Here is a 19,614-nt window from a genome sequence, read left to right as displayed (position 1 = left end):
GCCCGGGAGGTCCACCGGCTCCCGGTCGGGGACATCCGGTGCGGCGCCGTCATCGTCCTCGGCTGCCGGGGCATCGCCGTACGGTCCGAAAGGTCCGCTCTGTCCAGGCGCGCTCGCCCCGAGCATCGGGGCACCGCCTTTGCGTCGGTGGAAGTCGTGAATCACCGGGACACGGTACGACGGCCCACCGACTTCGTGTCCGCCATCTTCGGCACTTTGCAAAGTGCGACCACCCCTGCCCTGCCGGGTCAGAAGACGGAGTCGATGGTGAACGGCCGCGTGGCCGGCTTCTTGCCGTGGCCAGCGGTGTAGATGAACGGCAGGAAGGCGCGGCCCCCGCCGACCAGGTGCAGCCCTACTCCAGGGTGACGTGCCGACGAGGTGGAGGAGTAGCCGTACACGCTGGTGATCTGCGGGGCGTGCGCGGCCATGAGGACCGCGGCAAGGTATTGCTCGGCGCGTGCCGCCGTGATCTTCCCCGCGCTGTCGAAGAGCGCGGGCAGCGGCGGCGCGGGAGCGGGTGCGTCCTGGGGGTTGGTGCCGATGGCACCCGCGGTGGTGATCCCTGCCCACAGCCGGGCACCGCTGCTGAAGGTGATCACGAGTCCGCTGGGGCGGCCGGGATCGGTCCACCGGTCCACGGCGGTGATGTCGGGGCCCTTGGCCAGGATCTCCGTGCACAGCTCCTGTACCTCGTCGGGGCCCACTGCCGCCGCCTCTCCGGTTGTCGTATGGGTGTGCTCAGCCTAGGCAGGGGGTCTGACATCGCGCCTTCGCGCGGCCGCGGGGCGGGCGAGGGCCGCGGGGCGTACGGCCGCCGCGCCGAATCGGTTGCGTGCCTGGTCAGCGGCGGCTTCGAGCAGGCGGGCCTTGTGGTCGGCCGGGTCGAAGGTGAGCTGGTGGTGTGCGCCGTCGGCGGGGGCGAGGGCTTCGGCGCGGAGCGCGAAGCCGCGCACCCGGGCCCGCTGGAGGGCGAGGGTCTCGTAGAGGTCATAGGCGGTGCGGGCGAGTTGCACGGTGTGGGATGTGGCCTCGGGCAGGGTGCGGGTGCGGTGGGTGCTGGTGTGGTCGGCGTAGCGGACGGTCAGTGCGAGGCGCTGGGCGACCTGGGCTTCGCCGCGCATCCGGAAGCCGAGCTGTTCGGCGAGGTGCAGCATGGCCTGGCGGTGGCGGTCGGGGTCGAGTTCGTCGCTGGGGAAGTCGACGCCGGCCGAGCAGGACTGCTCCGGCTGCTCGCGCAGGACGGGGCGCGGATCGATGCCGTGGGCGCGCTCGCGCAGGAGGCGGCCGGCGGCGGTGCCGAGGATCTTCTGGACGGTCAGCAGCGGGGTGTCGGCGAGCTGGCCGATGGTGGTGATCCCGTAGCGGATGAGGGTCTGGGCGGTGGCGGGACCTGCCCCGTAGAGGGCGGCGATGGGGCGGGGCCGCAGGAAGGCGCCGGTGGCGGTGTCACTGGGGTCGATGCAGGTGAGGGCGCCGGGGGCGGTGGCGTCGGCGGCCATCGCGGCGATCATGCGGGAGCGGCCGCCGCCGATCGTGAGGTTGAGACCGAGCAGGGCCAGGGCTCGCAGTCGTACGAGATGGGCGAGCTCGTGGGGGGTGCGGCCGAAGCATCGCACGGCGCTGCCGATCTCGATGTCGGCGGCGTCGGGCTGCAGGGCCTGGACGGTGGGGGTGATGGTCTCCAGTAGCTCGAGGAGCTGGGGGTAGAGCTCCGCGCCGGGGTGTTGGGGCAGGTGCGTGTGGATGCGCAGGACGTAGGGCTGGTGCATGGTCCTCAACCGGCCGATCCGGGGCTGGCGTACGCCTTGAGGTTCGCGGTGCGCTCGCCGGCGGGCACCAGGTCGGCCCATGCCTGGAGCTGCGCGCCGTTGGGCAGGTGGAGGACTCGCGCGGGCGGGGAGCCGGCGGCGGGTGCGGCCGGTGCGCCGAGGAGTTGGTGGACGGCGTCGGGCCCGTGGTCGCGGCGGGCGGCGGCGAGGGCTTCGAGGTCCCAGGCCCGCTCTCCGACGACGGTCGCGCGGGTGCCGCGCCGCTGGACCTTGCCGCGCACCAGGACCAAGGAGCTGTGGAACACGGTGTGGGCGACCGTGTCGTGGGCGGAGTCGAAGAAGGCGACGTCGATCATGCCGCTGCCGTCGTCGAGGGACGCGAAGATCACGCGCTTGCCGCTCGGGATCGGGGGAGTTTGGGTGGCACCTCGCACCCCGGCGACGAGGACGGGCTGTCCGGGGCGCAGGGTGGGCAGGCGGCGGGCGCTGGTGACGGCGAGCTCGCGTAGGAGCTGGTGGTGGTGCTCCATGAGGTGGGTGGAGACGTCGATGCCGAGGACATTGAGCTCGGCGGCCAGGCGCTCGCGGGAAGTCATCTCCGGCAGCCCGGAGGGCGGGGCGGTCGGCGAGGTGCCGTGGTCGAGGGGGAGTTGGCCGTCGTCGAGGGGCCGGTTGCGGGTCTGGCGGTGCAGTTCGGCGATCTGCAGCAGCAGGTCGCGGCGGCTGGCGGCGCCGCGCAGCGCGTCCAGGGCGCCGATGTTGACCAGGTTCTCGGCGACCGGGCGGGCGGGGCGGGCGCGCTGCCACAGGTCCTGGACGCTCGCGTACGGCTGGCCGTCGACGATGCGCCGGGTCTGTTCGTCGGTGATGCCGCGGACCTCGGCGAGGGAGAGGCGTACCGCGAAGGTGCCGTCGTCGGCGGGTTCGACGCGGTGGGTGGCGGCGGAGCGGTTGATGTCGACGCCGTGCACCTGGATGCCGTGGCGGCGGGCGTCGGCGACGATGATCCGTTTGGGCCACATGCCCGGGTCGTGCTGGAGGACGCCCGCGTAGAGCGCGGCCGGGAAGTGCGCCTTCAAGTAGGCCGATTGCAGGGCAGGCACGGCCAGCGCGACAGCATGTGCGCGGGCGAATCCGTAGGCGCCGAACGCCTTGAGCTTCTCCCAGACCTCCGTCACCACAGGCTCGTCGTAGCCGTGGGCCAGGGCCCGGCCGCGGAACCACTCCCCCACCTTCGGCAGCCGGTCGGCGTCGCCGAGGGCGCGGCGGGCGAGTTCGGCGAGCGCGTCGTCGACGCCACACATGAGCGCGACGATCTTGATGATCTGCTCGTGCCAGATCAGGACGCCGTAGGTGTCGGCGAGGATCGGCGCCAGGTCGGGGTGCGGGCAGGCCGGCGGCTCGCCATGCCGGGCGGCGATGTACTGGGCGGGCATGCCGCCGGCGACGGGCCCCGGACGGAAGAGGCTGATATCTGCGATGACGTCCTGTACATCGCGCGGTTGCAAACGGGACAGTAGATCCATTTGCCCAGGGCTGGCGAGGGTGCTGACGGCGACCGTCCGTGCGTCCTGGATGAGTTTGAAGGCGAAGTAGTCGTCGAGCGGAACCTGGTCGAGGTCGAGGTCCTGGCCGGTGGCGCGCTTGATCTCGGCGACGGCATGGGCCATCGCGGACTGCGTCCGGCTCCCGAGGACATCGAGTTTGATCAAGCCGAGATCTTCGATATCGGCCTTGTCGGCCATCAACATCTCGTAGTTGCCGCCCGGGGTGGGCTGTACGGGCAGACGGGTGCGCAGCGTCGCGTCGGAGATCACGACGCCGCAGGGGTGCATGGCAATTCCGCGCGGCAGTGCGTCGAGTCCTTCGGCGAGTTCGAACAGCGGCCCGTAGCGGTGCGCCTGGGCGGCGAGGCTCTTGAGCTCGGGCAGTTCGGCGAGGGCGGCGCGGATGTCGCGGGCGCGGATGTGGGGGAAGGCCTTGGCGATGCGGCCGACCTCGCCGGGGGCGATGCCGAGGGCGAGTCCGGTGTCGCGCAGGGCGTGGCGGGCCCGGTAGGTCTCGGGCATGGCGGTGACGCCGACGCGGTCGGTGCCGTACCGGGCGAAGATCGCGTCATAGACCTCAAGTCGCCGGTCTGCTTCGACGTCGAGGTCGATGTCGGGCAGGTCTGTGCGGCGCAGCGAGAGATAGCGGGCGAAGACGAGGTTGTGGTCGAGCGGGTTGGCCGCGGCGATGCCCAGCAGGTGGTTCGTCATCGAGCCGGCGCCCGATCCTCGGGCGGCTACCCGGATGCCCAGTTGGCGTACGTCGTCGACGACTTGGGCCACGGTGAGGTGGTACGTGTCGTACTGGAGCCGGCCAATGATGTCGAGCTCGTGGTCCAGTCTGGCGCGGACTTCCGGGGAACGGTCGAGACCGCGGCGGACCATGCCGGCCTCGCAGCGTTTGCGCAGCAGCCGGGCGGCGTCCGCCGCGTCGGCGGCGCCGACGGCTCCGGGTTCGGGCAGGTGCGGGCGGCCCAGACCGAGGTCGGCGCGTGGGTCGAGGGCGCACCGCTGCGCGGTGGCCGCGGTGTCGGCGAGCAGGCGGCGGGCGCGGCGGGGGTCCGCGCCGGCGGCGAGCGCGATGCGGTCGGCGGCCGCGGCCATCTGCCGGGCGTCCTTGAGCCAACGCTGGCCGGAGTCGAGGTGGCGGCGGTCGATGGGGCGCAGCAGGCGGGCGCTGTCGAGGACGTCGGCGAGCCGGTGCTGGTCGGGATGCACGTATCGGACGGCGTTGGTGAGGACGGCTGGGATGCCGAGCTCATCGGCGAGGCCCAGGGTGCGGGCGGCCAGCCTGAGCGAGCCCGGCCCGGTCCCCTGCAGTCCGTGCCAGACGACGGCCAGCCGCAGGTCGGAACGGAAGAGCTCGCGCCACGGGCGCAGCAGCTGCTCGGCGAGGTCGGGGCGGCTGGCGGACAGGGCTTGGGCGGGTTCGGACGCGGGGCCGAGCAGGGCGGTCAGTCCGTCGCCGGTGTGTTCGCGCAGCAGGTCCCAGGTCGCCACCGGGTAGCCGTCGGTCGGTGCGGCGTGCGCGGCGGACAGCAGGCGGCACAGTCGTGTCCAGCCGGCGCGGCTGTGCGCGAGGAGCTGGACGCGCAGGAGCGGCTCGCGGACGTGGGCGCCGCCGCGGGCTGGGGTGCGGCGGCGCTCGGTGCGGGCCGCAGTCAGCGGGGCGACGGCCAGGTCGACGCCGAGGACGGGCCGGATGGCGTGCTGCTCACAGGCCTTGGCGAAGCGGACGAAGCCGGTGACCGTGTCACGGTCGGTCAGCGCGAGGACCTGCATGCCGCGCTCGGCGGCGGCCTGGACGAGGGCGGCCGGGGACGAGGCACCGTACCGGGGCGAATAACCGGAGGCGACGTGCAGGTGGGCAAAGCCCTCCATGGCGTCCTCCGATCGTGCCTTGTCCCACTGGTGTGCTCGCACCCCTCCCGGTTTTCGAACATTCGTACGATAACTGTAACGCGTGAGTCCGCTGAGCGGGCAAGGGGGAGGTCGGGCGTTCACCCGTCAGGGGTAGCCGCGCTCACCGTCCGCCGAGGCCATGGCCCGCCGATCCTCCTCGCCGGGGTACTGCGCGCAGGCAGGAATGCCGGGCCTGGCCCGGAGGCGGGCAGGCCCGGCCGGCCCTCGGCGGGCCGTGAGCTGGACGGTGAGTGGGGTGGGGTCCTCCTACGGGTGCGTCGGCGTCAGGTAGGCCAGCACAGCCGTGTAGGGGTCGAGATGGAGCGGCGACCGGCTGGGCAAGGGCGCTGCGCTCTCGATCGCGGGCGCCATCAGTGCCTGCGCGACGGCACGCGGCTCGGGGACCAGGTCAGCGGGCAGTAGCTGGCGGACCTCCCCGAACCCGGTGACCGACCAGCCTCGGTCGCTGAACCAGAACAGCAGCACGGAGTCCGTCGCGAACGTACGCAGAGCGGCCTCACCGCCGACGGCGAAGTGCGCTCCGAGGACTCCTTGTTCGTCGAAGTCGAGTTCGTAGCCGTCGGGGGCACTGGTCCTGATGACGGTGAAGCCGGCGTCAGCCACGGCCGCGACGACTTGTTGCACGTAGGCGTCCTGGGGGCCCTCGGCGCACCTGGCCTGGACAGCCGGCTGCGCAGGTGCGTGCGCGGCGGTCCACTCCAGGATCTCGCGGCGGGACACTTCCGGGCCGGTGCGGGCCTGGAGCCGGCGAAGGAAAGTCGCGGCGAACAGGTCCGCGGGGAGCGGGCGCAGGCCCGTGCCCCGGCATCCGCCGCAGATGCACACGTGGCCCCCGTCCGGCCGGTAGGCGGGAACGTGCGCCTCGTGCTCCGGGTCCAGGGCGGTCAGCCAGCCGTTGCCGTGGCAGGCTCCGCAGGAGGCGCGGCTGGTCGGCGCGGCACCGCCGAGTGCGTGCGCGAGGACTGCGCGGGCCAGGTCCTCGCGGCCCGGGGCACTTTCGCAGGTGAAGTACCCGGTGGTGGCCGGTGTGCCCCAGGGGCGGGGGAAGGGGATGTCCTCGATGTGGAGGCCGTCGACGGTGTGGACGGTTACCTGCCGGCGCGACGGGTACATCGCCGCCTTCCGGACCCGGTAAGTGACGTCGTCCTGCTGGGGGCGTGAGCCGTACGGACGCCGGAGCAGACGGCGGAGCGGGCCGGTGAGCGCGGCGATGCCGGCGCACAGGTAGTCGGGTGCACTTCCCTTCTTCAGCGCGTTACGCAGCTGGTCGAGCGGGAAGTACCGGAGCGCCGGAGGGATGTCCGGCAGGACCTCGGCCGGGGCGGGGGCGCCAGACAGCCGGTAGAGGTCCTCGCACAGCGCGACCGCGTCTTCCATGGTGGGCCAGTCGGCGTGGTCCGCAGCGGCCAGGTGTCCTCGAAGGCAGTCGCGCCAGGACACGGCGATGTCGTCGGCTTCGGCGAGCTCGCGCAGCGTCTTGCGTGCCTGGTCGGGGTGAAGTTGACGGCTGCGGGCGGCTTCCAGGGCCTTCCCGTACGGGAGGCGGGTGCCAGGAGCGTGCTGGATCTGTCGGGCCCGCTGCTGTGCGGTGGTCCGGTTCTTCGGCATGGTTGGTTCCTCGGCCGCAGCGCGCGGGCGCCCACATCATGCTGCGGCTGGGAGTTCGAAGGACACCACCATGACGCAGCACGGGGTCCGGAAACCCTTGCCGTCAGCGAAGCCGCGCGGATGTGGACGAGCGGCTGACGACCGTGGCGGTACGTGTCTGGCCAGGAGGCCATCGTAGAAGCCGCGCACCCGCTGCGCGGCCCAATGCGCCGTATTCATCCCTGGGTGCTCGACCGAAACGCCGCTGTCCGGCGGTGGGACTTCGATGCCCTCCACTCGTCTCCAGGAAGGCCGTGGAGCTGCGGAGGCACGCGGTGCCGCTACGCGACGAGCGCGGCGGGCTCGCCCAGGTGGGCTGCCGCCGTCCGCCACGCCGTGGTCACCGCGGTCCTGGCTCGCGCCGTCCGTACGACGCGGTCGCCGGTCAGCACCAGTGGCGCACCTACATGGACGTGCAGGTCGGGTCGGCGCAGGGGGGCGGTGGCAAGACCTGCGAGCTGCTTTACGGCGCTGCCCGAGGTCACCCGGCGGGCGCCGGCCTGACCCACGGGAACAACGGGAGCCCCGGTGCTCTCGACAAGCCGGGCCAGGCCGCTGCGGAAGCCCCCGGGCGCCGCTTCGGCCGCGTCCCTGCGGCGCGGCAGCTCGCCCTCGGCGTAGATGAGGACCAGCCGTCCCCGGTCCAGGGCGTCGACGGCCAGGTCCAGCGCGTTCGCGGCGCGCCGGTCGCGGCGGACGACGGGGATGTGGCCCTCGCGTGCAAGCGCGCGGCCGAGCAGCGGGACGTGCCACAGGCCGGCGGCCGCCATGATGACCGGCTCGACACCGAGACGCCGCAGGGCCGCAACGACGATGGCGGGATCGGCGAGGGAGGTGTGGTTCGCAGCGAGGATGCTGCCCGGCGCCAGGTGGGCGTCCGTGTCGGTGGTCACCGACAGTCGGCCGACGGCGGGCACCAGAAGGTCTGCGATGCGGCTGAGCATGAGCGGTCTCCCGGCTCGACGATGTTGATCTTCATCGTCGGCGGTGGGCCCGGCCCAGTCCTGAGTCGGCGTACTCATCTTCGGGCTGGATGCCTGCCCAGTTGTGCGCACCCCCGTGGAACAAGGCGGTGGCGCGTTCTGCCGCACCCAGGTGGTGCTCCCGATTCCCGCGGGGTAGGGCTAGGGAACGTGGGTGAAGTCTGCCCACTCGGGGAGCCGCGTCGGCGCGTGGAGGGCGGCGTCGATCAGGAGCGGGTTGCCGATCGAGACGCGCACGGCCCGGAGGGCCATCTTGTATCGGCCTGCGATGACATCCCCCACCCATGAGGCAAGGCCGGCTTCGGTGACGCCCTCCTCCACCGGCACGTGGGCGGTGCCGCGCTCCTCGGGCAGAGGCTCCAGCACCACGCACACCCGGGCCTGGGCGCCGTGCTCCCCTGTTGGCGCCGCCGCCGCGATCCAGGCGTCCGAGACCCGCAGCGGTGTGCCGAGGATCTGCCCGTGCGGACCGAAGCACCCCAGCTCGTTGCCTTGGACGTGCAGCGCCACCGGCAAGGGCAGGTTCGTGATGTCGTCCTGGGTGTCGGCCGCGAAGACCAGGACCGCGTTGTCGGTGTCCGTGCCGGACCGCTCCGCTGGCACGACAGCAGTCGTGAAGTGGATTCCCATGCGGGGACCCTATCGACGGCCGCTGACAGGCGGGGCCCTGCAGCTCTTCCCGGCCCCTTACGCGACCTTGCATGGTGCGGCGAGCGTGAAGCGACGGGGCCGGTCTATCCGCTCGTCCGCGCCAGCCAGCGGTCCGCGGCCGTCGACCGGACGGAGGTCACATTTCGTGGGGAAGCATCAAGGTCATGACGGGCTCGCCCGTATCACCGGGCTCGGTGATGGCGAGGAGTCGGTCGACGCCGGTGGATGCCTGAGTGGTGGGCAGATCCTCGGCAGGCACCACGAAGCACACCTCGTTCGCGGGCCCCCTCGCTACGGCCCTCGCCACCGCCGACAGCACCGTGCGCAGCCGCTCGTCCTCACCGCCGTCGGTGCCGGCCACGAATTCTCCTTGGGCGCCGGCGGTGATGAGCAGCGGAACCTCGAAGCCGGCGTCGGAGGCCACCTTGGGCGGGATTTCGATGAGGACGCCGTCCTGGATGAACTCTGCCCGCGTGTAGGAAGCGACCACCGGTCCGTACTGGTCATCCATGTCCCACGTCCCTGGTCTCGGCTGCGGCATATCCTGCGTGTCCTTGAGCTTGCCGTCTTCGGGCCCGTGATCGCTGTCCCTCGTATGGGTGATCGGTGCGTCCGATCCCCTGATGGCCGGGCGGCACGGCAGGGGCCGCGGCACGAACGGCCCACCGCAGACGGTCGCGATAGGGCAGGATGCCGCTCGATGACAGCGCTGATGGACAACCTGTGCGGCACGACCTTCGTGGTGATCGACTTCGAGGCGCTCACCCCGACGGGCCGGCCAGCGGAACCGACCGAGGTCGCAGCCCTCGCTCTGGTCGTCCGAGACGGACATCTTGTCGAGGACGGCCGCTTCGAGTCCTTGATCCAGCCGCCTTCGGACGTGCCGATCACTTCCCGGGACCTGGCCCACGGGATGAGCGAAGCCGCCCTGCGGCGGGCCCCCGTGCCGGCCGTGGTGCTCGCCGGGCTCGACCAGAATCTGACCGCACCGCCTTACCGGCTCGTGGCCCAGCATGCTTCGACCGAGGCCGGACTGATCGCCCGCCAGCGCCGACACTGCCCCGTGCTGAGTTCCACCCCGTTCCTGGACACCCTCAAGATGGCCAAGCAGGTCCTCCGCGGCATGTCGTCGTACGGGCTGGACGCGCTGCTGCGCTACTACGGCATCGCGCAACCAGCCGACCGTCACCGGGCGATGCCCGATGTAGAGGTCACCGCCGACGTGTTCCGACGGCTGCTCTGCGACGGCGCTCTCGCCGGTCACTGGTCCACCCTGCTCGACCTCGATGCCTCTGCCGGGCTCCGGCCCAAGCCGGAGACCTGCATCGACGCCTCAGCGCAGGACGGCCTCTTCGACGTCCGGAACGCGTAACCGCAGCTTCCTCGCCGCCCTCTCTGTACCCGCTGCGCCAGGGCGGGTGGCGGCAGTGGGCTCTTGTCGGCGCGCGGTGCGGCGACCGGCGACGCAGCCTAGTGGCGTGGAGTTCCCTGTGGCGGTGGCCCTCGCCCAGGCCGTGCCGGAGCTGCCGGCCGGCCGGGGTTGGTGGTTTGAGCCGAAACTGGATGGTCACAGAACGATCTTGTGGTGCGAGGCGGGCCGGGTGCGGCTGCAGTCCCGTTCCGGGCGGGACGTGACCGGCGCCTGGACAGACCTGGCGCGCGCCGCTCGCCGGCTTCCGGCCGGCACGGTCCTGGACGGCGAGGCGGTCGTCTACATAGCGGGGCAGGTCGACTTCAGCGCGGCGCAGGCTCGCGCTGCCTCGTCCCCCGCCCGCGCCGCCCAGCTGGCGGCGCGGTGGCCGGCGTCGTTCGCCGCGTGGGACATCCTGGCGCACGCCGAGCTCGGGGATATCCGGTCCCGCCCGTACGTCGAGCGCCGGGCGCTCCTGCTCAATGTTCTGGAGGGCGTGGGCCCCCCACTGCAGGCCGTGCCGGCCACTGACGATCGCGACACCGCTCTGGTCTGGTACGAGGCGCTTCGCGCCCAGGGCGTGGAGGGCCTGGTCGCCAAGCACGCCACCTCGACGTACCGGGCAGCGAGGATCTGGCGGAAGGTACGCCATGCCGACACCCTCGACGTCGCTGTCGTCGGTTTCACCGGTCCGCGGTCGCGGCCCCGAGCCTTGGCGGTGCGGCTGCCGAACGGGCGGACTGTCCTGTCCCAGACGGTGAGCGCGCCGGTCGGGCACGAGGTCGTGGCGCGGATGGCCGACGTGGGTCCCGGGCGCCCCGCGCGCACCGAGTCCGGGGCGGCGTTCGAGGCAGTGGAGACGGGGATCGTCGCCGAGGTCCTGGCCGGGACCACGCGGCATGGGGTGGTGACGGTGACCCGGCTGCGGTGACGTCTCGCCCTCGCACCTCGTGGTGCGCACCCACTGGAATCCGGCCCCCGCGGGGCATCACGCCGCGAAGTTCTCCAGCCAGGCGATCCAGGCACCGTCCTGCGCCCGGCCCAGGTGGAGGGTCGGCGCGTGGCCGGCCGCGTGGGCGCAGATCCGGCCGTAGGTCCCATGGCGGGCGGGACAGAGCCGAGCCGCTTCCTCGGCGGTGAGGACCGAAAGGTCCTCCGGGACGTGCTGCCCTGCGGCGGTGGCGCGGGCCTGCGCGCCGCGGCGGCGCTCGACCTTGTCCAGGTGCGAGGCGGTCAGGCGTAGCCAGCGAAGGTCGGAGTCTTCCTGGTCGCCGCCGGGGGTGTAGACGCACTGCCGGGCTCCGTGCTCGTCGAGCTCGTCGACGAGGACCATGCCGAGCGACTCCAGCAGGCGGCGCGAGCGGGCGTTGGACGCCTGCGTGACGGCGACGACCGGGCCGCCGTCGGGCACCGCTGCTGTCCACCAGCCGACGATGGCGCCGACCGCCTCGCGTCCCAGCCCGCCGCCCCAGGCGGAGGGGAGCAGTTGGTAGGAGACCTCGGCCCGGTCTTCGCACCGCGGGTCGGCGCCGATGCCTGCCAGTCCGACCGCCTGGCCGTCGGCGACTCGGACGATGGCCCAGGTGCCGGGCGTCTGCGGGTATGCGGCCTGTCGGGCAGCAACCCGCTCGGGCGAGGCGGGGCCGCCCAGGTAGGTGCGAACCCTCTCGTCGGTCAGCAGGTCGCGGACGACGTCGGCGTCCTCGGGAGTGACCGGTCGAAGGAGCAGCCGCTCAGTGCGCAGCTCAGCGGGCCAGATGCTGTCGAGGGCGATGCCGACGGGCTTCATTCGCTCAGCTTCGCAGACGCGGACGCTGCCCCTGCGGCTCCGCTGCCCCTGCGACTCTGCCGCCCGTGCGCGGCCGGAAGCGGCGTCAGCTCCGGCCGCTGGGGCGGTGGTGTCGAGCTGCCTGGGCCTCCAGGTACGCGGCCGGCTCATCGGCGGTCGCGGACCGGGCCTGGTCGTGCCGTGCGCTGCGTTCACGCTGAAGAGCGAGGCGGAGGTGGTGCAGGGTGACGACGGGCAGCAGACCCCCCAGGCGCGCCGCGGCCCGCAGGTGCTCCACGGCCGCCTCCAGGTCGGTGGCGGCCTCGGCCCGGCTGACGAGGTCTTCCGGAAGGTGACCGGCCACATAGGCGAGTTGGTCGGCAAGCTCGGTGATTCCTGGGTCGTCGGGCACGGCACAGCCCCACTTCGCCATGGCCTCCGCCAGTTCCTCGACTGCTCGGGAACGGGCGGGCGAACAGCGGGCGGTCAACTCGTTCATAGGGCCATCGTCTCCGGGTCCGACTCATGACGTGGGAAGTTGACCGAATTCGCTGCGAGGGCGGCCGCAGCCGGCGCTGCGGCGGACGGCGAGGTAGCGCCCTGCGGCTGACTGGTGCCGCCGATACCTCGCTCCGAGTGGCCCCGGGCGCCGGTAGCGTGGTGGCGCAACGGACGGCACAGAGCAAGGCGGTTTGAAGTATGAGGCACGGCCGGAGCCGTCTGTCGTCACTGGACCGAGTCGAGTTGCGGCGCCTGGACATTGACCTGCCGGCGGTCGTCGATGCCAAGACGCAGCTCGTGCGTACTGGGACGGGGAAGTGGCATGTGCCGGTGCCGGAGGGCAAGACGTGGGGGCACTGCCAGCACGCGGCCAGGCTGTCGGGACGAGCTCCCGAGCAGGTCGTGGTCCTGGAGGCGCTGGCCGAGCTGTGCTCCGGCTGCGTCAACGCTGTGGAACTGCCCGACGGGACCGAGGAGTTGTGGCGGGCGCTGGAGGAGATCCTGCGGGCCGATGCCCGTGCCAGCGAACTGGCCGGCGCGAGCGGGCCGCACACCTGGCCGTCTTACGCCAAGGCGCTGGAACGGGCGGCCCGGCACGACGATGCCGCGGTCCGTGCCGTCCTCAAGCCGGTCCTCGATCATGCCGAGCTCGGCGCCCAGGGGTGGCGGGCGCTGCGGGCGTGGACGGCCGTGGTCGGGCGGTCGGACGAGGCGTTGGCCGCGTACCGTGCGGCCGCTCCGCCCGCGGCGGCCACCACCTTGGTGACCGCGGCCTGCGACGCGGTCGCGGCCGACCGGACGGTGCACGAGGAGTCCCGGGCCCTGGGCGCCGTACTCGGAACCGGATACGGATACGGGTACGGGCGGCCGTCGCTGGAACTGTGGACGATGGTTCGCGCGGCCTGGACGATGGCGCGCGAGCAGGGCCAGGATTCGGGCGGCGCGCTCGACTACGCCTCGGCCGTGGTGGCCCGGGAGTGGGGCAAGGCCCGGGTGCGGGATGTGACCGCGCTGCCGCTGCCGGCGCTGACCTGCGCGGCGGGGCACGCCTCGCCGGCCGCCTGGGCCGAGGCCGAGTTCCACCACCAGTGGCACTCCTTTGTGCAGCGCTGGTGCGCCCGTCTGGAGGCCGAGCTCGCCGGGGCGTCGCAGGGATCGGACAATCAGCAGTTGCTGCTGGTGTGCGGTTGGCCGCTGACCGGGTCGCACGATCGTGACCTTGCTTTTCTGGCCCAGTACGAGCAGATCGGGCCGCGCGTGCCGTGGGGGGCGGGGCAGCGCTACAACCCCTACGGCGAGAACCTGCCCGCGGACGCGGTGGTCGTGATGGTGCCCGCGTTCGCCGCCGAGCGTGCGCTCGAGCACGCCACGGGTCAGCGGGGGCGTCTGATCACCGGTGAGCCGCTCGCCGAGGGCGGCCTCACGCCGGACGGGCCGACTCCTGCGGTGCTGGGCGCGGCCCGTGCGCTGCTGCGTACCGCCTTTCCCCTGCTGGCCGAGGACGTCGCGGAGGACGGTCGGCGCCCTCGGCCGTCCGAGCGGGTGCGTGAGGCCCGTGTGCTGCTGCGCGGGCGGCGCGGCTCCGAGCCGCCGGTGCACTGGGCGCCCCAGCGGGAGGAGGACTCCCGGTGGCGGTGGAAGGAGTCGTTCGAGCTGGGGCAGTGGATCTGGGTTCCGGACGACACCGCCGCCGGTCCGGCCAGCCAACAGCTGCGGGAGCTGACCGAGCCGTATCCGCCGCGCGGCGTCATGCGGCTCATCGTCGAGACCGGCGCCCGCGGCGACACTGCGGTGCATGTCTTGTACGGAGCCGTCGGCGGCTGGGACTCGCGTCGGCGCGTGCTCACTTTCACCGGGCGCGACACCGAGCACCAGTTGAGCGTTCCCGTGCACCGGATCGTGGGCCTGACCGGTGACCGCGACCGCCGCTCGCACGATGGCCCGCTGTGGGAGAAGTACACGCCTCCCTCTTCTCACCAGTACCGCTACTGGTGATCCGGCCCTCGCGCGGCGAACGTCAGCAGCCGTACTGATCCAGGATCTTGCGGGCGGTCGTGTCGGCGGGGGCAAGGTGCTGGAGGCCACCGTCGACGGCGTGGTCCAGGCGCAGCACGGGCAGGCCCTCGGCGATGGGGTCGATGACCATCCGGCCGGGGTGATCGTCGGCGAAGGTGGTCTGTGTGCGGTCGAGGTTGTAGGGCGTGGTGTGTAGGCAGTGTCCTGGGCCGCCGAGCTCGCGCTCGTAGCGGTCGTACGCCCGGGGGAACAGCGATCGTGCCCAGTCGGGCGCCGAGCCCATGACGGCCAGCAGGACGATGCTGGCGAGGACGCTCTGCCACAGGTACAGGCCGAACCGGGCAAGCAGCCGGTGGACGATCGCGTAGAGCGCGAGCGAGAGCAGTGCGGCGCCGGCGAAGACCGCGGTCAGGGCGAGGTGCTGGTGGCGGTGCCACAGCTTGGAGTACAGGGCCAGGTAGAAGCCGGCGAAGACGAGGACGAGCGCGGCGCCGGCCGCGAGGAACGCGGCCGGCGGCCGGTAGTCGGGCCGTCCGTCCCAGGTGCGGGGCGGGTCGAGCCGGCGCAGGAACGCAGGTATATGGCTGCGCTCCGGGCGCCGCCCGGCGGCGTCCGCGGGATGGTTCAACGTGCTGGTCCTGTCGTTCGTTGGTTGCGTGGCCGCCGACCGGGCGGCCCCGCTCATGGTGGTGTTCAGCTGGCTCGTGAGTCTGCCGTACCGCCTCTTCCCGGCGCGAGGAGCATCGCCGCGCGGTCGCGGCGGGTGAGGCGGCGGTGCCAGCGGATGGCGGGCGGGAGGGCGTCGGCGCAGGCCCGTTCCAGGACGGCGAGGAAGGCCTCGGGGTGCTGGGTGGGCAGCCGGTGGCTGCCGCCGGGGACCACGTGGAGGCGGGAGGTGGGGATCTGCGCCGCGAGCCGCAGGGCGTGGATGGGCGGGATGGTCTGGTCGTTCTCGCCGACCAGGATGTGCACCGGAATCCGGGCGAGGGCTTCGAGCTGCTCAGCGACGTCGTGTCGCATGAGGGCCTTGAACCAGCGAGCGGCGTGGTCGATCGGGGGTTGCGGGTAGGGGCGGGGCCGGACGAGTTCGCGGATGCGGTGGGCGGGCACCGGAGCGTGGATGCAAACGGCAGCCATGGCATGGCGGGTTATCCCGATCATGCGTTTCAGCGGCGGGTTGGGGGCGGTGGCAAGGTCGAGGCCGCCGGAGGTGGTCGCGGCGAGCAGGGCGGCGGTGACTTTGTCGCCGACGAGGTGCGGGTGCTGGGCGGCGAGCGCGAGGACGGCCATGCCGCCCATGGAGTGCCCGGCCAGCAGGACGGGCAGCGGGCCGGGAGCCGTGGCGGCGATGACGGCCTTGAGGTCGTCGGCGAGGAGCGGGATGGACGGCAGGGCTCGGCCGCCGGTGGAGTTGCCGTGCCCGCGCTGGTCATAGCGGACGATGCGGGTGCGTGGGCGCGGAAGGTGGCGCACGTGCTCGTTGAACACGGAGGCCGCCGCCTGCCATCCGTGGACCAGGACGAGCACGAGGTCGGGATCACTGGGCCCGTCGACGTAGAGGGCGAGGCGGGCGCCGTCGGGTCGTTGGAGCTCGGCGGTGGGGGTGGGCAGCTTTGCCACGGTCAACTCCGTTCGGGCAGCGGGAGGGTGATGTCGATGACGCCGCCGCTGGCGGCGGGGATGTTGAGGTTGCGGCGGTGCAGGATGCGCAGGGCGCGGCGGTTGGAGGCGCCGAACATCGCGGTGACGGTGCGGCAGGCGGGGTTGGCGGCGGCCGCGGCGAGTGCCTGGTCGGTGAGCCAGGTGCCCAGGCCCTGGCCTTGCCAGGGATCGCCGACCAGGACGGCGAGTTCGTAGACGCCGGCGGTGCGGGTCTTGAGCAGGTGGGTGACGGCGGCCGCGGTCGCGGGAGCCTCGGGGCTTTCGTGCAGGGTGGTGAGCCAGCTGTCGCCCGCGGCGGGGTGGACAAGCCGCGCGAACTCCGACGCCTTCAACTCCCGGCGTGGCGTGGCGTATCGGGCGTACCGGCTGTCGAGGGAGCAGGCGTGGTGCAGGGCGTTCACCAGGTCGAGGTCGCCCAGGTGGGCGCGGCGGGTGGTGAACGGTGAGCCGGGTTTCGTGGTGGGTTCGCTGGGGGCCGGCGTGATGGTGCTCGGCGTGGACAATTCCGCTGCTCCTTCGTCTCGTCGGGGGCGCGCCGGGACGGAGGCGGGCCGAAGCAGGGAAAGGGTGCGGTGCGGGTCCTGTGGATAGAGCCCGTCGGCCGCTACTGGCGGGTTACCTACCTCTGGCCGGAGTTGGGCTTTCCGCGCTGTTTGCGCGCTATGGCGCGGCGGGTCGCCCGGCTCGGCTTCGGGGGTTGCTCGTCCCAGGTGTCGTCGGGCACGACGGTCTCCGTGGAGGTCAGAACGGTCTCCCAGCGGATGCCGCGGGTGCCGGAGTGTTCGCCCCGGGGGGTGCTGCTCGGTCCGGTCATGTCTGGCTCCTCGTCCTGGTCGGAGGTCGCGGGTGGCTCGGGCGGGCTCGACGCTCGGCGCGGCGGAGGTATTCGGCGGACTTGCAGGGACGGCAGGGCTTCTGGCCGGCCCGCAGGTGACGGCGGTAGGCCGCAGGGGTGCCGCAGGGCTTGAGCGCGATCTTGTGTCCGCGGCCGCGCCAGCCGGCGGGCGGGTGGCCGGCGGCGGCGCGCTCGGCGCTGGTCTCGCCGCCCCAGGTGCCCCACTCCCGGTTGTCGCGGGCCTGCGTACGGCAGTGATCGGCGAGCGGACAGCCGGCGCACAGCTTTCGGGCCGCGGCGGCCTGGGCGTCGTCGTGGAAGATCTCGGGGTCGGCTTCGGCGCAGGGTGTGGCCGCCTCGGGGTGGGCGAGGGCGGGGCTGCTCATGCGGTTGCTCCGGCGGCGAGGGCGCCGGCCAGCAGGCGCAGCAGTGCATCGCGCTGCGCGTAGAGCACGTCGAGCTCGGGGTCGGTGATGGTCGAGGCGGTCTTGCGGGCGGGCCGGCTCCAGGTGGGCGGGGGTGCGGGAAGCGGGTGCTCGGCGTGGGTGGACGTCATGGGCGGGGCTGCTCTCGTTCGTACGCGTCGGGCCGATAGCGGGGCGGGCGGGGGCGCGGTGGTCAGGTGGGTCCGGCGCGGCGGCGGCTCCTGCCGTCCAGGAGCGCGCGGCGGGTGAGCTGGTATCCGGAGGAGGCGTTCTCCCGGGTGACGACCGGCGCCTCGTTGGCACGTAGGGCCGGGGCGGGGACGCCGACCTGGGCGAGCGCCTGCTGGTAGCCGTCGCACCCGTCCTGCCGTGTCCGGGGCGGCGCCTGGTCGGCGGCGGGCGCGGCGGGCGGGCTCTTCAGCAGGGCGCGGACCTGTTGGTAGCCGTCGCTTCCGTCTTCTCGGGTGCGCACCGGACCCTGGGTCGTGCCAGCGGGGGCGGGCGCGAGCGCGGCACGCGCGCGGTGGTATCCGGGCGAGGCGTTCTCGCGGGTGCGGATCTCTCCGCGCGGCGTGGAGGCGGCCGGCTCGGGGGCCGGGGCGGGGGCCGCCAGGGGGGTGCGGGCGCCGACCGGGAGGACCCGGATCTGCCGTACGGCTTCGGTGCCGACGGCGGCGTTGGCCTGCCGGATGAGCTGCGCGCTGATCAGGCGGGCCTGTGTGGCCCAGGCGCTGGTGGCGGGGACGAGGTCGAGCCGGCCGGTGCTCTGGTCGAAGGCCGCCGGCCGCAGGTTGTCGGCGATCTCCGGAGTGACGATCGTGGGCCACTGGTCCATCACGGACCCGCCGGCCGCGGGGGTCTCCCAGCCGCGCTCGGTGACGAGCTGGGCCAGGGCGCCACCGAGGCCCAGGGGGTCGCGGCCGTTGCGGCGCGCGACCGGGCGCCGCTTGGGGGCCCGCTTCGCCGACGTGGTGGCGCCGCGCTCCTTGGCGGCCTTCTTCGCGGCGGCCAGGGCGACGCGGGCCAGGTCCACGCCGGTGGCCTCGTCGGTGCTCATGCGGGCCTCCAGCCGTGCACGACGGTGCGGCCGAGGCGGGCAAGGCGCTGAACCTGGTCGACCAGGGCCGAGCTGTAGAGGCGGCGGGCGTAGGTCTCCCCGCAGGTGGTCAGAGTGGCGCGGACGAGGGCAGGGTCCTTGAGCGCGGCGGCGCGCAGTTCGATGACCTCGTCGCGGGTGAGCTGTTCGAGGGCGACCAGGCCGTCGTCGCCGACGGCGAGTTCACGCTCGTCAACCGCGGGGGCGGCGGGCTGCTGCAGCTGGGCAAAGGCCGCGTCGACCGCGCGGGCCACGGCGCGGCTGGCGGGCCTGCGGCAGTCGTCCTGCCACCACTCGGCGTGCCGGTCGTGCTCGGCGGGGCGCGAGTCGCGCCAGTGGTCAACGATCGCGGTGCGCTTGGCGGGGGTGTCGTACAGCAGGTGCGCGCCTTTGAGGCGGCTGGCGAGGAAGCCGGAGGGGCGGTGGACGCGGCGGGCGGGGGCTGAGAGTCCGATGACGGCGATGACCTCGGCCGTGCTCCATCCGGCGTCGGCGACGTGCCGCACGATCCAGGCGATCCTCGGGACGGCGGCGCGGTGGAGCCAGCCGACCTGCTGGATGAGCTCGGCGGCGAGCTGGTAGCGGCGGCCGGTGGTGTTGAGCTTGCGGCGGGTGGGCTTCTTGGGGGCGGGGGACTTGTGCTGCCCGCTGGCGAGCTTGCTCTCAGAGGGAGAGTTGAGATCACCCGCAGTAGAAGAACTAGAAGTACTACCCACCATTGGGGTGCAAGACGGGGTTCCCGAAGCCGCTTTGAGGGCGCGGCGGTTAGCACCCTTTGTCCGCTTCTTGCGGCGGGGAGGGCGGGCGGCGGCGTGGAGCTCCTTGAGCAGCTGGATCTTGTCCTGGGAGAAGCCGCGCACGGAGCGGATGAGGGTGTCCGAGGGGCCGGTGCGCAGCCCTGCGGCGTCGTCGAAAGCCTGGGGGATGGTGCGCTCGAACTCGCTGGCCCGTCCGCCGCAGCCGGCTACGCGGGTGCCCCTGGCGCGGTAGGTGAGCAGGCCGCTCTCCCGCAGCATGGCGAGGTGGTACTTGACGGTGCGCTCGGAGAGCTTCAGCCACTGGACCAGGTTGCCGACGCTGGGGCGGCACTCGGTGAGGTGGGCGATCGCCTTGGCCATGCGCCAGGTGGTGGTGCCGAACTTCTTCGGCCCGTGGGAGCCGGAGGAGGCGTACGGGCTGTACTTGTAGAACCAGTACACGGCTTCGAGCCATGCCTCGCCGCTCGGCGCGATGCGGCCGCCGGTCGTGGACATCCACTGACCGGCGGAGGGCACGCGGTGTCCGGCGACGTCGTGCTCCACGGCAGGCGGCAGGGGCGCCGGCCGGGGTGGTGCAACGGTCGTGGGCACAGGGGTTCCTGAGATTTCGGGTGCGCGA

20 protein-coding genes are annotated in these 19,614 nt (G+C 72.9%); 3 read left to right on the top strand and 17 right to left on the bottom strand.

Annotated elements, in window-relative coordinates; genetic code table 11:
* Positions 1–248 precede the first annotated feature (248 nt).
* The 7 genes from ACFWP7_RS17130 to ACFWP7_RS17100 all read right to left on the bottom strand — a co-directional run bounded on the left by ACFWP7_RS17130 (position 249) and on the right by ACFWP7_RS17100 (position 9,034).
* Complete coding sequence (locus tag ACFWP7_RS17130) at positions 249–707, bottom strand: hypothetical protein (protein ID WP_384382229.1); 459 nt, start codon at positions 705–707, stop codon at positions 249–251.
* A gap of 39 nt (positions 708–746) precedes the next feature.
* Positions 747–1,772 carry a hypothetical protein gene (locus tag ACFWP7_RS17125; protein ID WP_384382227.1) on the bottom strand — a complete coding sequence of 342 codons (1,026 nt, stop codon included), beginning with the start codon at positions 1,770–1,772 and terminating at the stop codon, positions 747–749.
* A gap of 5 nt (positions 1,773–1,777) precedes the next feature.
* Positions 1,778–5,200: a DNA polymerase III subunit alpha gene (locus ACFWP7_RS17120; protein WP_384382305.1), complete on the bottom strand. Its 3,423-nt coding sequence runs from the start codon at positions 5,198–5,200 to the stop codon at positions 1,778–1,780.
* 288 nt (positions 5,201–5,488) lie between these two features.
* On the bottom strand, positions 5,489–6,850 hold the full coding sequence (locus tag ACFWP7_RS17115; RefSeq protein WP_384382225.1) for a DUF6292 family protein: 1,362 nt from the start codon (positions 6,848–6,850) through the stop codon (positions 5,489–5,491).
* A 320-nt stretch (positions 6,851–7,170) separates the two neighbouring features.
* Positions 7,171–7,833 carry a lysophospholipid acyltransferase family protein gene (locus ACFWP7_RS17110; protein ID WP_384382223.1) on the bottom strand — a complete coding sequence of 221 codons (663 nt, stop codon included), beginning with the start codon at positions 7,831–7,833 and terminating at the stop codon, positions 7,171–7,173.
* Positions 7,834–8,013: 180 nt separating this feature from the next.
* On the bottom strand, positions 8,014–8,502 hold the full coding sequence (locus ACFWP7_RS17105; protein WP_384382221.1) for a hypothetical protein: 489 nt from the start codon (positions 8,500–8,502) through the stop codon (positions 8,014–8,016).
* A gap of 157 nt (positions 8,503–8,659) precedes the next feature.
* Entirely contained in the window at positions 8,660–9,034 is a 375-nt protein-coding gene (locus ACFWP7_RS17100; RefSeq protein WP_384382219.1) for a DUF6573 family protein, read from the bottom strand.
* 189 nt (positions 9,035–9,223) lie between these two features.
* On the opposite strand from ACFWP7_RS17100, the gene ACFWP7_RS17095 reads away from it, so the two are divergent.
* Together ACFWP7_RS17095 and ACFWP7_RS17090 are read left to right on the top strand one after the other, a co-directional pair.
* Positions 9,224–9,895: a PolC-type DNA polymerase III gene (locus tag ACFWP7_RS17095; protein ID WP_384382217.1), complete on the top strand. Its 672-nt coding sequence runs from the start codon at positions 9,224–9,226 to the stop codon at positions 9,893–9,895.
* A gap of 106 nt (positions 9,896–10,001) precedes the next feature.
* Positions 10,002–10,865: a DNA ligase gene (locus tag ACFWP7_RS17090; protein ID WP_384382215.1), complete on the top strand. Its 864-nt coding sequence runs from the start codon at positions 10,002–10,004 to the stop codon at positions 10,863–10,865.
* A 57-nt stretch (positions 10,866–10,922) separates the two neighbouring features.
* Here ACFWP7_RS17090 and ACFWP7_RS17085 read toward each other — a convergent pair whose 3' ends face one another.
* Positions 10,923–11,723 (bottom strand): GNAT family N-acetyltransferase, encoded by an 801-nt coding sequence (locus ACFWP7_RS17085; protein ID WP_384382213.1) that lies wholly within the window; start codon positions 11,721–11,723, stop codon positions 10,923–10,925.
* 85 nt (positions 11,724–11,808) lie between these two features.
* Entirely contained in the window at positions 11,809–12,201 is a 393-nt protein-coding gene (locus tag ACFWP7_RS17080; protein ID WP_384382211.1) for a hypothetical protein, read from the bottom strand.
* 200 nt (positions 12,202–12,401) lie between these two features.
* On the opposite strand from ACFWP7_RS17080, the gene ACFWP7_RS17075 reads away from it, so the two are divergent.
* The gene (locus ACFWP7_RS17075) at positions 12,402–14,198 is read left to right on the top strand and encodes a hypothetical protein (protein WP_384382209.1); all 1,797 of its coding nucleotides are present in this window, start codon (positions 12,402–12,404) and stop codon (positions 14,196–14,198) included.
* 22 nt (positions 14,199–14,220) lie between these two features.
* On the opposite strand, the gene ACFWP7_RS17070 is transcribed toward ACFWP7_RS17075, so the two are convergent.
* The 8 genes from ACFWP7_RS17070 to ACFWP7_RS17035 all read right to left on the bottom strand — a co-directional run bounded on the left by ACFWP7_RS17070 (position 14,221) and on the right by ACFWP7_RS17035 (position 19,586).
* The gene (locus ACFWP7_RS17070) at positions 14,221–14,847 is read right to left on the bottom strand and encodes a hypothetical protein (RefSeq protein ID WP_384382207.1); all 627 of its coding nucleotides are present in this window, start codon (positions 14,845–14,847) and stop codon (positions 14,221–14,223) included.
* A gap of 65 nt (positions 14,848–14,912) precedes the next feature.
* A complete protein-coding gene (locus ACFWP7_RS17065) occupies positions 14,913–15,839 on the bottom strand; it encodes an alpha/beta fold hydrolase (RefSeq protein ID WP_384382205.1) in 927 nt (308 codons plus the stop codon).
* Positions 15,840–15,841: 2 nt separating this feature from the next.
* Positions 15,842–16,384 (bottom strand): GNAT family N-acetyltransferase, encoded by a 543-nt coding sequence (locus tag ACFWP7_RS17060; RefSeq protein ID WP_384382203.1) that lies wholly within the window; start codon positions 16,382–16,384, stop codon positions 15,842–15,844.
* A 116-nt stretch (positions 16,385–16,500) separates the two neighbouring features.
* Positions 16,501–16,695 (bottom strand): hypothetical protein, encoded by a 195-nt coding sequence (locus ACFWP7_RS17055; protein WP_384382201.1) that lies wholly within the window; start codon positions 16,693–16,695, stop codon positions 16,501–16,503.
* Positions 16,692–17,102, bottom strand: coding sequence for a WhiB family transcriptional regulator (locus ACFWP7_RS17050; protein WP_384382199.1), 411 nt, complete (start codon positions 17,100–17,102; stop codon positions 16,692–16,694). The genes ACFWP7_RS17055 and ACFWP7_RS17050 overlap by 4 nt, the downstream gene beginning before the upstream one ends.
* On the bottom strand, positions 17,099–17,272 hold the full coding sequence (locus ACFWP7_RS17045) for a hypothetical protein (protein ID WP_328973421.1): 174 nt from the start codon (positions 17,270–17,272) through the stop codon (positions 17,099–17,101). The genes ACFWP7_RS17050 and ACFWP7_RS17045 overlap by 4 nt, the downstream gene beginning before the upstream one ends.
* A 62-nt stretch (positions 17,273–17,334) precedes the next feature.
* On the bottom strand, positions 17,335–18,198 hold the full coding sequence (locus ACFWP7_RS17040; RefSeq protein ID WP_384382196.1) for a DciA family protein: 864 nt from the start codon (positions 18,196–18,198) through the stop codon (positions 17,335–17,337).
* Positions 18,195–19,586, bottom strand: a complete 1,392-nt coding sequence (locus ACFWP7_RS17035; protein WP_384382194.1) for a winged helix-turn-helix domain-containing protein — start codon at positions 19,584–19,586, stop codon at positions 18,195–18,197. Before ACFWP7_RS17035 ends, ACFWP7_RS17040 begins: the two co-directional genes overlap by 4 nt.
* Between the last annotated feature and the right edge of the window lie 28 nt (positions 19,587–19,614).

Source organism: Streptomyces sp. NPDC058470, assembly GCF_042721055.1.
GTDB lineage: Bacteria > Actinomycetota > Actinomycetes > Streptomycetales > Streptomycetaceae > Streptomyces.
The sequence above is the reverse complement of the archived record's forward strand: the minus strand, read 5'-3'. Positions and strand labels throughout refer to the sequence as shown.